4 protein-coding genes are annotated in these 14,093 nt (G+C 61.6%); 3 read left to right on the forward strand and 1 reads right to left on the reverse strand.

The genetic code is table 11. The features are described 5' to 3' along the window. Positions 1-8,665, forward strand: an 8,665-nt coding sequence (locus RE4_RS21655) for a non-ribosomal peptide synthetase (RefSeq protein WP_155716986.1), incomplete at its 5' end; no start/stop codon positions are given. Between the two features lie 34 nt (positions 8,666-8,699). Here RE4_RS21655 and RE4_RS21660 read toward each other — a convergent pair. Then, entirely contained in the window at positions 8,700-9,311 is a 612-nt protein-coding gene (locus RE4_RS21660) for a VOC family protein (RefSeq protein ID WP_029255497.1), read from the reverse strand. 317 nt (positions 9,312-9,628) lie between these two features. Here RE4_RS21660 and RE4_RS21665 point away from each other — a divergent pair, with 317 nt between their 5' ends. After that, the gene (locus tag RE4_RS21665; RefSeq protein ID WP_238076849.1) at positions 9,629-12,733 is read left to right on the forward strand and encodes a multicopper oxidase family protein; all 3,105 of its coding nucleotides are present in this window, start codon (positions 9,629-9,631) and stop codon (positions 12,731-12,733) included. Between the two features lie 118 nt (positions 12,734-12,851). Beyond that, positions 12,852-14,090 (forward strand): HNH endonuclease signature motif containing protein, encoded by a 1,239-nt coding sequence (locus tag RE4_RS21670; RefSeq protein ID WP_060939322.1) that lies wholly within the window; start codon positions 12,852-12,854, stop codon positions 14,088-14,090. Positions 14,091-14,093: the final 3 nt, after the last annotated feature.

Here is a 14,093-nt window from a genome sequence, read left to right on the forward strand (position 1 = left end):
GGATGATGATTTCTTCGAGTTGGGTGGTAATTCGCTCAATGCGACCAGACTTGTCAGCCGCATCAACCAACACGCTGGTACCGCGTTGCCGCTTCGGACGTTGTTCGATCACCCCTCTGTGGCGGAACTTGCTGTTGCACTGGACAATGCAGAGCGTGCCGACAGGCCTGCCCTCGAGGTGCAGACTCGTCCGGAGCAGATCCCGCTTTCACTTGCACAGAATCGGATGTGGTTCCTCAATCAGTACGATGTCGAATCTGCGGCATACAACATCCCGTTGGCCATCCGACTCGCCGGCACCGTTGACGTTCCGGCGCTTCGCGGCGCCTTCGGTGATGTTCTGACGCGCCATGAGTCGCTGCGAACAGTGTTCCCCGACAACGGTGACGGCCCCGTCCAGGTGATCCTGACACCCGAGGACGTCGAGTTCGATCTGAGCCCGATCGACGTCGACCGTGGCGACCTCGACACTCGCATTCTCGAGGTCATGTCCGAAGGTTTCGACGTCACTGCTTCCGTGCCGATTCGCGTGAAGTTGTACCGCGTCGAGGAATTCGAGCATGTACTGGTGATGTCGGTGCATCACATCAGTGCGGACGGCGTGTCCATGACGCCGTTGGCTCGCGACGTCATGATCGCCTACTCGGCACGGTTGACCGGCCAGGCCCCGTTCTGGGCGCCGCTGGAGATCCAGTATGCCGACTTTGCGCTGTGGCAGCGGGTGCTCCTCGGTGACGAGGCTGACCCGAAGAGCATCGCATCGACTCAGATCGATTACTGGAAATCAACATTGAACGGGATTCCGGAACTGCTCGAGCTTCCGGCCGATCGACCGCGACCGGCGGTGGCCACCCAGAACGGTGCGATGGTTCGCTTCGACATCGCGTCCGAGATCATGGATCGCGTTCGTGAGGTCGCCGATCACCACAACGCAAGTGTGTTCATGGTGATTCACGCTGCGTATGCGGCACTGTTGGCGAGAGTGTCGGCGAGCACCGACATCATCGTCGGCACGCCCGTGTCCGGACGAGGCGAAGCGGCTCTCGAGGATCTCATCGGAATGTTCGTCGGCACGGTCGTCCTGCGAACGGAGGCCGACCCCGCACTGACGTTCGCGCAGTTGGTCGACCAGGTGCGTGACCGAGATCTGAGTGCGTTCGGCAACGTCGATGTGCCTTTCGAGAGACTGGTGGACGCTCTGCAACCTGTTCGCTCACAGGCTCACACACCGCTGTTCCAAGTCACGTTTGCCTACGAATATATCGAAGACGCCACGTTCGAGCTTCCTGATCTGCGGGTGTCCGCCGTCGAATTCGACGTCACTCCAGCTCAATTCGATCTTGCCTTGACGTTGTTCGAGACCACGGAATCTACCAGCGGCGCAGACACCGAGTCGGTAGCGGTTAGTGGCTCGCTGACCTACGCGACGGATTTGTTCGACCGTTCCACGGCTGCGTCGTTCGCCGACCGATTCGTCATGATGCTCGAGCAGCTGACGCGGGATCCCGCGAGAGTAATCGGGGATATCGACGTCCTGAATCGGGACGAGCAGAACCTACTGGTGCCGGTGCGAGGACTTACGGCGGCGCATCCCGCGACTCTGTCCGAGCTGATTTTTGCTGCGGTCTCGTCGAATCCAACGGGGATCGCCTTCCTGTGGAATGGCCGCGCCGTCCCCTATACCGAGGCCGACGAACTCTCGACCCGCCTCGCTCACGTCCTGCTGCGACGCGACATCACACCGGAAACATTTGTTGCGCTGGCTCTTCCACGATCGCTCGAATCCGTCCTCGCAGTCTGGGCGGTTGCCAAGACGGGTGCCGCATATCTGCCGGTCGACCCGAGCTATCCGGCCGATCGCATCGACCACATTCTCGAAGATTCTCGAGCGAGGTTGGGTGTGACGATCGCCGAGCAGCGTCAGTTCCTGCCCGACGACGTCGAATGGTTGGTTCTCGAGGACATCGCCGAAGAACTGGCGGCAGCCCCGGTGAGCGCGAGCTGGCCGCCGGTGCGGATCGACAATCCGGCGTACATGATCTACACGTCGGGTTCGACGGGCAAGCCCAAGGGCGTGGTTGTCACTCATTCCGGTCTCGCCAACTTGGCGGCCGAACGGCGTGAGCACTACCAGATCACGCCCGACGCCCGGTTCCTGCACACCGCGTCACCCAGCTTCGACATGGCTGTCGGCGAAATGATCTCCGCGCTCTCTGCTGCAGCAACATTGGTGATCGTTCCGGTGACCACGATCGGTGGTGACGACTTGGCCGAGTTGTTGGACTCGCAACGAGTCACTCACGCTCTGATCACCCCGGCCGTTCTGAGCACGATCGCCCCCCACGACCACGAACATCTTCGCGTTCTCGGTGTGGGCGGTGAAGCGGTATCCGCTGAACTGGTCGATCGTTGGCAGCCAGGGCGAACGATGCTCAACGGCTACGGACCGACCGAGGCGACCGACATCTCCACAGTTGCAGACCTCGAAGCGGGACAACCTGTCACGGTCGGTAAACCTGTGCGCGGATTCCGGACCCTGATCCTGGACACTCGACTGCGACCGGTGCCGATCGGTACGCCTGGTGAACTGTACGTGGCGGGGCCAGCTTTGGCTCGCGGTTACCACAACCAACACATTCTCACCGCAACACGATTCATCGCCGATCCCCACGGTGATCCTGGACAGCGCATGTACCGGACCGGTGACATCGCTGCCTGGACGGCCGATCTCACCATCGAGTACCGCGGACGGATCGACAGTCAGGTCAAGATCCGAGGTCAACGCATCGAACTCGGTGAAATCGAGACGGTAGCAACACAGTGCGACGAGATCGCGCAATCCGTGGTGCTTGTCGTCGAGACTGCACTGGGCAAGCGGCTGGCGGCATACCTGGTGCCGCAAGCTGGGCGCGTGATCGATACCGAGTCCGTAAGGCGCTATCTGGAGTCCGCGCTGCCACGACCGATGGTGCCCGACGCGTATGTCGTGCTGGACGCTCTACCGGTGACCGTGAACGGAAAGCTTGACCGCAAGGCTCTTCCCGCTCCGACGTTCTCCGCGTCGAAGGTGCGCTATCGAGCACCCGCGTCCGAGACGGAAGAGATCCTCGCTTCGCTGTTCGCAGACCTGCTCGGTGTCGAGGCGGTGAGCGTCGACGATTCGTTCTTCGGGCTCGGCGGCGACAGCATCGCATCCATCCAACTGGTCTCCCGAGCGAAGGCTCGTGGTCTCGTGATGACCCCACGAGACGTCTTCGAACAGAAGACTGTTGCCGCGCTGGCACAGGTCGTTTTGCGATCTGACGCGCCGGCGCAGAGGGTACTTGCCGAACTGCCGGGCAACGGTGTCGGAGAGTTGCCGCTGACGCCGGTGATGCGCATGGTGCTCGGCAGCACCGATCACTTCGATCGCTACTCACAGTCGATCGCACTGGATCTGCCAGTCGGCGTCGATCAGGCGGGGATCGTCGCCACGGTGGCCGCCGTCGTCGATCACCACGACATGCTTCGGTCGACCTTGCACAGCAAAACTTTGCACGTGGCCGAGCCCGGAAGCGTGGACGTGGCCGCACGTGTGCGGAAGGTCGACTTCGATCCCGCTGCCGTCGACAGCGCGGAAAGCTTGACCGAATTGGCACGATCCCAAGTGGAACTGGCTCGACGAGAACTTGATCCGCGCGGCGGTGTGATGTTCGCGTGCGTCTGGCTCGCGCCGGTGGGTGACGCGGAAAAGGTGACCGGGCGACTGCTCGTCGTGATGCACCATCTGGTCGTCGACGGAGTGTCGTGGCGAATCCTGGTGCCGGACTTCATGACCGCGTGGGCACAGATCTCCAATGGTGCGCCGGCGCAGCTGGCACCTGTCGGCACGTCGATGCGTCGCTGGGCACATGCGCTGCAGGACAGTGCAGTTGGGGCGACGGCAGACCTGCCGACGTGGCGGGCAATCGTCGACGGCGAGGACCCGGATCTGGGATCGGCGCGCTTCGACCCCTCGCTCGATCTGGTCGCAACTGTCCGCGACATCGAGGTGCGCGTCGACGCGTCGACGACTCAGGCACTGCTGACCGAGCTTCCGGCCGCGTTCCGTGGCGGCGTGAACGACGGTTTGCTGACAGCTCTGGCGCTTGCAGTCACTCGGTGGCGTCGCGAACGAGGCGTGCACACCACATCGACGCTCATCCAGATGGAAGGTCACGGGCGAGAAGAGCAGACTGCACCCGGTGCTGACCTCTCGCGTACCGTCGGTTGGTTCACCAGCGTCTATCCCGTGCGCCTCGAACTCGGTGCGCTCGACATCGACGACGCCATGCGCGGCGGCGTCGCGGCGGGTCGGGCCGTCAAGTCGGTCAAGGAACAACTGCTCGCCGTGCCCGGTCGTGGCATCGGCTACGGGGTCCTCCGATATCTGACCGACAGCGATACGGCCGGCAGCGACATGACCGGCAGCGACCCGGGTACACCACTGCCGGACAGCATGCCGCAAATCAGTTTCAACTACCTCGGTCGCGTGTCTGCCGGCAACGTCCCGGAGGAGTTCGCCGATTTGGGGTGGACTCCGTCCGTGGATGTCGGTGACATCGAAGGCCCCGGAAACCCCGACATGCCTGCCGCCGCAGTTCTCGACATCAACGCGATAGTCACAGACATTTCGGGTGATGCCGAGTTGTCCGCGACGTTCTCCTACGCCGGACGCCTCCTGACCGAAACGGACGTCCGAGGCTTGGCGCAGTACTGGGCGAGCGCGCTGCGGAGCCTGGTCTCCCACGTCGGCAGAGGCGCTGGGGGAGGCCTGACGCCTTCCGACGTTCCGTTGGTGACGGTCTCTCAAGAGGACATCGATGTCTGGGAAGACCGGTATCCGCTGGTCAGTGACATTTGGCCACTGTCGCCGTTGCAGCACGGACTTGCCTTCCACTCGTTGCTCGCCGGCAACAGTGCCGACGTTTATCAGACCCAGATGGTTCTGGAGCTGACAGGAACTGTCGATCCGATACGAATGAACCGGGCCGTGACTGCTCTGCTGAACCGTCACGACAACCTACGGACCGCCTTTGTCGCCGATCTGTCCGGCGAACTCGCGCAAATCGTTCTCGGTGAGGTCGATGTCCCGTGGCGTGTGGTCGACCTCGGTGCCGAGCCTGCGAGTGAGCGCGAAGCTGTCTACGAGCGAACCCTCGCGCGTGATCGATCCGAGCGTTTCGATTTGGCAACACCGCCATTGCTTCGGTTCACGCTCATCACACGAGATCCCAGTCGACACGCGCTTGCAGTGACACTGCACCACATTCTTCTCGACGGGTGGTCGATGCCGCTTCTGATGAAGGACCTGATGGTTCTTTACGCAACGCACGGCGACGAGTCGGTGCTTCCCCGCGCAGCGTCCTATCGTAATTACCTGTCCTGGTTGAATTCTCGGGACGCTGCGGAATCCGAGTTGGCGTGGGCCGGGGCGCTGTCCGGGCTCGAGCAGCCGACCCTGCTCGCCGGGGAACGGTCTGCTGGTTCGAGTGCCGGCACCGTCGAGTCGGTTGTGACTCAGGTGGAGCCCGAACTCGCCGAGCAGCTCGGTGCCTTCAGCGCCGACAACGGCGTCACATTGAACACCATGATGCAGGCCGGTTGGGGAATTCTGCTGGCGCGCCAGCTGGGTCGAACGGATGTCGTGTTCGGTGCAACCGTGTCGGGTCGTCCTCCCGAGCTCGATCATGTCGAGTCGATGGTCGGCCTGTTCATCAACACGCTGCCCGTCCGGGTCACGATCGACCCCGCGGAGTCTTTGCGTTCCTTGCTCTCACGGCTGCAGGCAGAACAGGCGGCGCTTCTCGAGCACCACCAACTCGGACTGACGGAGATCGTCAAGAGCGTCGGAAATGCCGCTGACTTCGATACGTTGACCGTCTTCGAGTCGTACCCCGTCGATACGGAAGGTATCGCTGCAACGAGCTCGATCGACGGCATGACGGTTACTGCGATCACCGGTGACGATGCGACCCACTATCCGTTGACACTTACCGTTGTCGCTGATGACGGCATTTCATTCACGCTCAAGTATCAGCAGGATGTCTTCGATGCGCCGACGATCGAGGTTCTGCGCGAGAGGATGCTTCGGATCCTGCGTGCATTCGTGGAGTTGCCGGACACCGCTGCCGGAATCCTGGATGTTCTGGGGCCCGACGAGCGTCGCCTGCTTGTCCCGGTATCGGGCCTGCCGGCTGCGCCCAGCGCAACCCTGGCTGATCTCATCGCTTCCGCCGTCACACAGAACCCCGACGGAATCGCGATCTGGGCCGACGGGCGTGCGTGGACATACCGTGAAGCGGACGCCTGGTCGAACCGCCTTGCTTCCATCCTGCTCGATCACGGAGTCGGTCCGGAAACCTTTGTAGCCGTGGCACTCCGGCGATCGGCAGCGTCCGTGATGTCGGTGTGGGCAGTGACGAAGACCGGCGCCGCCTACTTGCCCGTCGATCCTGACTATCCGGTTGAGCGGATCGAACACATGATCACAGACTCCGGTGCTGTCATCGGCATCAGCCGAGGTGGGAATCAACTTCCCGATTCGGTGCGCTGGCTCGATCTGGACGCACTCGAAACCGCGATCCAAGAGCTACCCGAGTCGAGTATCGCGGGAGCGGCTCGCATCGACAATCCGGCCTACATGATCTACACGTCCGGATCCACGGGCAAACCGAAGGGCGTCGTGGTCACGCATGGTGGTCTCGCGAATCTTGCCGCCGAGCGTCGTGAGCACTATCGCGTCGACTCGCACTCACGATTCCTGCACAACACCTCGCCGAGCTTCGACATGTCGGTGGGTGAAATGATGTCGGCGCTGTCCGCGGCGGCGACTCTGGTCGTCACACCGCCCACCATCCTGGGCGGAGAAGAGTTGTCCCGGTTCATGATCGGACGTCGGGTCACTCACGCACTGATCACTCCGGCGATGTTGACGTCGATGGAACCGGAAGGGCTCGAAGAGCTTCGGGTTCTCGGTGTGGGCGGGGAAGCGGTATCTGCCGAACTGGTGAACCGTTGGCAGCGTGGTCGAACCATGCTCAACGGGTACGGGCCTACCGAGGCAACCGACATCTCCACCGTCGGTGATCTCGTCGCGGGCAAACCAGTCACGATCGGATCACCCGTGCGTGGATTCGACACTCTGATCCTCGACTCGCGACTGCTCCCGGTGCCGATCGGGACGCCGGGCGAACTGTACGTGTCCGGGCCGGCTCTCGCCCGGGGATACCATGACCAGTCTGTGCTCACGGCAACCCGATTTGTTGCCAACCCGCACGGCCGGCCGGGTGATCGTCTGTATCGCACGGGCGACATTGCCGCCTGGACACCCGAACTCACCATCGAGTACCGGGGCAGGACCGACACTCAGGTCAAAATTCGTGGTCATCGCATCGAACTCGGGGAGATCGACTCGGCCCTGCACGCACACCCGGACGTGGATGTGGCCATGACCCGCGGCAAGAGGACACCGTCCGGGGACACTGCGTTGGTCGCGTACGTCGTGCCGACGCCGGGGACTGCGCCGGAGGTGAATCAGGTCGTCGCCTTTGTCTCCGAGTTCTTGCCACGTCACATGATCCCTAGCGCTGTCGTCTTCATCGACAAGGTGCCGACGACACCGACAGGAAAGGTCGACGAGAAGGCATTGCCGACCCCTGATTTTGCGTCGAAGATCGTGTATCGGGAGCCGAGCACGCCTACGGAAATCGCTGTGGCCACTGCCTTCTCGGAGGTCCTCGAGATCGCTGACGTCGGCGCCGACGACAACTTCTTCGAACTCGGTGGGAACTCACTGTCGGCGATGCGAGTAGTGACCAAACTGCGGATGTCGCTTGCTCGCGAGATCCCATTGCAGTGGTTGATGACCGAGCCGACTCCGGCGTCGATTGCGATTCGTGTCGACTCCGGACAAGAATCTTCCGGCGCGCTGGACGTCGTGTTCCCGATTCGGACGACCGGTGATCGGCCGCCTGTGTTCTTCGTCCATCCGATCGTCGGCCTGGCCTGGAGCTATGCCGGCTTGGCGCCGTACATCGATTCGGCGACTCCGATGTACGGGATCCAAACTCCAGCAGTCTCGTCCGCGGATCCGCTGCCGGAGTCCATCGAGTTCACCGCCGCCAGGTACCTCGAGGAAGTTCGAAAAATCCAGCCTGAAGGTCCGTATCACTTTGCCGGTTGGTCGCTCGGTGGCGTGATCGCACACTCGATGGCGGTGCTATTGCAGGCAGCGGGCGAGTCGGTCGATTCGTTGGTGATGCTGGACAGCTTCGCCCATGCCGCTGAAGACGGTGAAGGTTCGGACGCTGACGACGACGCGGACATGGGACTCGAGTTCGCGCACGCCATGGGCGAGTTGACTTCGGAAGATGTCGGCAGGCTTGTCTTCGCGGCCCGGCACAACGACACGTTGATGCAGGCTCACCAGCCGGGGATCTTCGATGGCGACGTGCTGTACTTCACTGCAGCGCTGGATGATCCATGGCTGAACCGTGGAGTCGATTCATGGCGTGCGTATGTCAGCGGGGATATCGTGAATCACCCCGTCGAGTGCACTCACTGGGACATCACCTCGCCCGCCGCTCTCGAGACCGTTGGTCCGTTGATGTCGCACAACTTGGAGAGGATTCGTCGGATGTCCTGAGTCGGGCGGGCGTGTTCTCGAGACACCGCCTGCGTCAGGAATGGGTGCTTTCCCAGGCGAAACCGTCAGGATCCGCGAAGGGTTCGGACGCACCGGTGATGGTGATTCGGTGCGATCCGGTGCCCTCGGGAGCGAGCCCGGCGTCCTTTGCCAGGGCGCCTCGGCCGTACAGTGCCAGCGTGACATTGTTTGCTGCGCTGGTGAATTCGACGTACTTGCGGCCGAAGCTCTTCGACACCTCGAGGCCGTGGTCGAGGTAGAACTGCTTGCTGGCCTTGACGTCTTCGGCGCCGAGCAGCAGCACGAGGCTGTCGATTGTGCGGGTGGCGGGTTCATTGTTCTTCTTCGACGACGTGGCGATCTTCCAGATCGAACCGTCCGGAGCCTGAAGGACTCCGCCGTATCCCCAGAGGGATTTCTTCACCGGCTTCAAGACGGCGGCACCGGCTGCGAGTGCGGCGCCGACGAAGGCGTCGACGATGTTCGGTTGGGAGACGACGAGCGAAAGGGTGTACCCACGAAACCCGGTTGTCGGTTCGTTCGATTCGCGTAGCTGGATTCGATCTCCGACGCCGAGAGCGTTGTAGAAGGCTTCGGCTGCGACGAGGTCGGGTACGTCGAGGATCACGGATTGCGCGGTGGTCATCTGGGCGCTCCCTGCTGATGTGTGGATTGACGACGTGTGGTCGGAAGTGGACTTCTGTGGTGTGTTCATGTGTTTCAACGTAATTGCGGGCCCCTTGGCTGTGCTTCTCGATTTCTGATCGGTTTGCTGAGACTGCTTGCAAGGTGCAGCGCTCGAGCGGGCACTAGGTGGGCAATTTGTCGTGAATGTACTGTTCAGCCGATGTTTTCTCGATAGGCTGATGAGCGCTGATCGGACGTATCTCACGCCACCATGGAACGGGGAAACCAGTGATCGCACTGCGAGGAAGGTCGTTAGCCGCAGCAGTAGTGGTGTCCATGACGATGGCGTTGGCCGCGTGTACGTCCGCTGAATCGGCGCCCGAGGTGGGCGCCAACTACGGCTCGGACGGAACCGCCGTCGACTACCGGGAGCCGGTGAAACTGAGTAGCCGAGATGGTGTTCTCGAGGTGCGCTTGTCCGCTCATCAGGGAGTGATTCCGCTCGATACCGCTTCGGCGCCCGTGTCGAATTTTCTGCTCTTCGGGTACGAGGTCATCCGCGGTACGGCGTCGGACGGATCGACCTCGGCGAGTGACGTCTATCCGGCGCCGACTCTCCGCGTCAATCCCGGAGAGCGATTGATCATTCATTACGACAACGATTTGCAGGATCTCACGATCGAGGACTTCTACGATCCGGCATTCACACCGGCGGGCGGGGACGTGCCGATCTATCCGCCGGCGCTGACGTCGGCTCCGCTGAATCTGCACACGCACGGAGTGCACGTGAGTCCGGACGGCAATGCGGACAACGTGTTGCTCAACATTCCCGCCGGCCAGGGAAACGTGTACGACTACGCGATTCCGGGGACGATGCCGAACGGTCTCTACTGGTACCACAGTCACCGGCACACCCTCACCGCCCAGCAGACGTACATGGGCTTGGCCGGGCTACTGGAAATCGGCCGGCCGGACGGGAATTTGCCTGTCGTGACGGCAAACGACGTTCCGATTCGCGATATGGCACTGCAGTACAACTTCGTATTCGACCGCAAAGGAAAGGGTCGGCAGCTCAACGACGCGAACTGGCCCCAATTCGTCAGTACGTTGACGCCACCCGCCGGTACCGAATTAGCCGACGGGACGTACCGTCCGAGCCTTGCTCCGGTGAATTTCTCGGACACCACCGAGGGCGCGCAGTATTTCACCAACTGGTACGCGGGACCGTTGTCCCCGGCCAATCATCGTGGACAGAATCAATTCGTTCCAGGCAATCTGCAGAGCTTCGTGGGTGAATCGACGAGTGTTCCGGCCGATCCCTCACTGCCGGACAACCAACGCGATGTGCAGTACACCGTGAACGGTCAGTTCCAGCCGTCGCTGAAACTGAAGCCGGGGCAGACCGAGATCTGGGTGCTTGCCAACATCAGCGACTTTGCCTACATGCCGGTTACGTTGACGGAAACCGCAACCGGCACCCATCCGAAGTTCGCAATCGTGGGGCAGGACGGAAACCCGTTCGACGAGGTCAGGCCACCCGTGGACGGGGACGGAACCAGGCTGGTGATTCCGCCGGCCTCGCGCTATGCAATCGCCGTGACGATGCCGGAGTCCGGCGATCTGGTGCTGGAGATGCCACCGCTGGAAGGTGCGAAACCGGTGAGCAATCCGGGAATTCTCTATACCAACAACGGTACCGACAATCCGCCCGCCGAACTCGGAACCGTCACCGTCGACCCGTCGGTGATCAGTTACGCGGACGGATTCTTCACGTTCCCGACTCAGCAGTTGATCCGCGCGACGCCAGACGAGGGCGAAGGGAAGACGACTCCCTTCGAGTTCGGACAGAAGCTCGATACCTACACCTCGTTCGTGGATACAGCAGCGATGACGCCCGACGTGACCCGCAACCTCACAGTGTCCGGTGGGTTCGGAAACGAGAAGGCCAGCAACAGCGATCCGAAGGCCTTCACCTACGAATTCGCCGACAACACGTTCCCCAACATCCCGCTGATTCAACCGCGGCTGAATTCCGTTGAAGAATGGAAGATCACGAACCTCAACAACGACGAACACCCGATGCATATTCACGTGAACGACTTCCAAGTGATGGAAGTCGTTGATCCCGTCGCAGGGACGACGACAGGGGTTCAGCCCTGGGGGATCGACAATGTAAACGTGCCTGCTCCGGTGACTGACGAGAATGAGAATGCTCTCGAGCCTGCGTCAGTGACGTTGCGAACGAAGTTCACCGAGTACACCGGAACCTTTGTGATTCACTGCCACCGACTCAATCACGAGGACAACGGTTTGATGGCTACCGTCAACGTGATTCCCGAGGTATCGACGTATGCCGTCGCGATACCTGGTTCGGCCGGCGTGCCCGCCAAGGTGCAGATATTCGATGCCAACGGCGACAAACTGATCACCGCTGTGACGCCCTTCCCGTCGTTCGAAGGCACCCCGAGTGTGGCGATGGCGGACGTGAACGGAGACATGGTGCTTGATCTGGTCGCTGGAACAGGGGCAGGCTCGGCTCCGGAAGTGGTGGCGTACAACGCAGTCGGCGGCGTGCCGTTCACCGACGAGTTGGCAAGATTTGCGCCCTTCGATGTGGGTTTCCGCGGTGGAGTGAACGTCGGTGGTGTCGACATCGACGGAAATGCACTGGCAGACAACATCATCGTTGCATCAGGCCCGGGGATGGAGTCGCAGGTCAAGATTTACTCCACCGACCTTCCGGCGGACAAGAGGTCCGCACCCGCAGAATTCGGTTCGTTCTCGCCGTACCCGGGATCGAGTAGCGGAGTCACGTTCGCAACCGGAATGGTCGACAGTCACTCCGGTCGAGCGAGCATCGTGACAGCACCCGGTGCGGGCGAGGAGCCGTTGATCAAGACGTTCCGCTACGACCTGTACGAACCGACGGCGGCTGCGCAGGGCGACTCCGATGAACACGCAGGTCATACGGATGGTCCGGTAACGACATCACAGTTCTTGGCCTTCGACCAGGGCTACCGCGACGGGGTGTCTCTGTCGACGGGTTGGGTGGCCGGCGCCGAGGGCGGCGCAAAGTCGATAGTGGCAGGCATGCTCGGAGGAGACGGATCAATCCGCGTCTTCTCGAGTGGATCCAGGCTCGACGGTGCACCCGAGATGTACCTCGAGAGTCCAGATCACCATTCGACGGACGTGGCATTTCGGGAGGTTGCAGCTTTCGACCCGTTCACCGATCCAGGGTCGGGTGTGGGAGTGGCCACGACGAGCACGACTACCGGCGCGGATCTCCTCGTCAGCGGCAGCAACGGAACGGGTGCCGAAGTTCGGAAATTCACTCTCGGTCGTGCCGATCCGTCTGCGACCACATTGACACCGACGCTTGTGGGAACGCTGCCGCCCTATCCCGTCGGCGGGGGAGTTCTGCCGCTCGGTGGTCGATGATCAGGTTTTGAGATTTTCTGAAAGTAGTTATATATCAACCGGTCTCGAGTTCGATGTTTCTTGAAACCTGTCCGTTATGTCTCTGGATCTCGAAAGTATGTTCGATTAGACTTTGAGTATGGACAGTCGGGAAGCGTGGCAGCTGGATGGCGAGGGCCTCAAGAGTGAGGTTCTGGATCTGGTGCGTGTCCGACACGAGTTGCAGTCGCGGATGGTGTTGTTGATCGTGGAAATGTTTTCCCGTGAGGTTCTCGGGGGGAAGGGTTTTCGGGCGATCGCGCAGTGGTTGCATGGTTCGACGAATCTCGAGATCGGTGAGTGCAGTCTGCTGGTCGGGTTGGCGCGGTTGTTGATGCTCGAACCCGTTGTCGGCGATGCGTTTCACCGGGGTGAGGTGGATGCGTTGAAAGCCCGTCAGGTGGCGTCGTTTTGTCAGCATCCACCGAAGAACATGACTCTGGCAGATGTGGACAAGGCTCGCGGGATTCTGCTTGGTCTGGCGTCGAAGAACATCGCGGATTGTGATGCGGTGCGGGCGGCGATTCGGCGGATCGAGAAGCAGTACGGAAAACGCGAGGACGGTGTTCCGGTCGGGGAAGATTCGGAGCGTAACGAGTTCTACGCCTCGAAAGGCTTGTACGGGCGGGTCACGGTGAAGGGCGATCTGGATGCTGTGAACGGGGCCCGTCTGATCACGTTGTTGTCGAGTTTGTCGGCTCCGACACCGGTGAAGGACGGCGTGAAGGACACGCGTACTCCGGCATTACGGCGGGCGGGAGGGTTTTGCGAACTGTTGCGCCGGTATGAGCGGGCGGGGTTGGGCCCGGTCGAGGGCGGGGTGAAACCGCACATCACGGTGACTGCGTCGGCGAAGGACTTGACGGATCTGCAAGCGTTGAAAGACCTGCTGCCGTCGACGGAGGAACTCGGGTTCGCGTGGACGGATTGGGTGGGCCCGATCAGTATCGATACTGCGCGGATGTTGGCGTGCGACTGCACCGTGACGCGGATCTTGTTGGACGAGAAGGGTGTTCCGCTCGAGTGCGGTAAGGAAGCGAGAACGGCGACGGTGCCGCAGCGGCGGGCGTTGGCGGTTCGTGATGGTGGGTGCGCGTTTCCGGGGTGCGGGACTCCGTCGGGGTGGTGCGATGCTCATCATATTGTTCACTGGAACGATGGTGGCCCAACAGATCTCGACAATCTGATCTTGTTGTGCGGTCATCATCATCGGACACTGCACCACACGGAGTGGCGGGTGGAGATCGGCCCGGATCGGAAGTCGGTGTTCTATCCGCCGATGTCGGTTGATCCGTATCAGCAGCCGATCGGCGGGAACAGCCCGCCGACGGCCGCCTGAACG

Origin of the sequence: Rhodococcus erythropolis NBRC 15567 (assembly GCF_001552595.1) — a bacterium.
GTDB lineage: Bacteria > Actinomycetota > Actinomycetes > Mycobacteriales > Mycobacteriaceae > Rhodococcus_F > Rhodococcus_F erythropolis.

Bases quoted from the DNA above. Each gene is read 5' to 3' on its own strand.
- RE4_RS21660 (WP_029255497.1), bottom strand. From the start codon at position 9,311: ATGACCACCGCGCAATCCGTGATCCTCGACGTACCCGACCTCGTCGCA.
- RE4_RS21665 (WP_238076849.1), top strand. From the start codon at position 9,629: ATGACGATGGCGTTGGCCGCGTGTACGTCCGCTGAATCGGCGCCCGAG.
- RE4_RS21670 (WP_060939322.1), top strand. From the start codon at position 12,852: ATGGACAGTCGGGAAGCGTGGCAGCTGGATGGCGAGGGCCTCAAGAGT.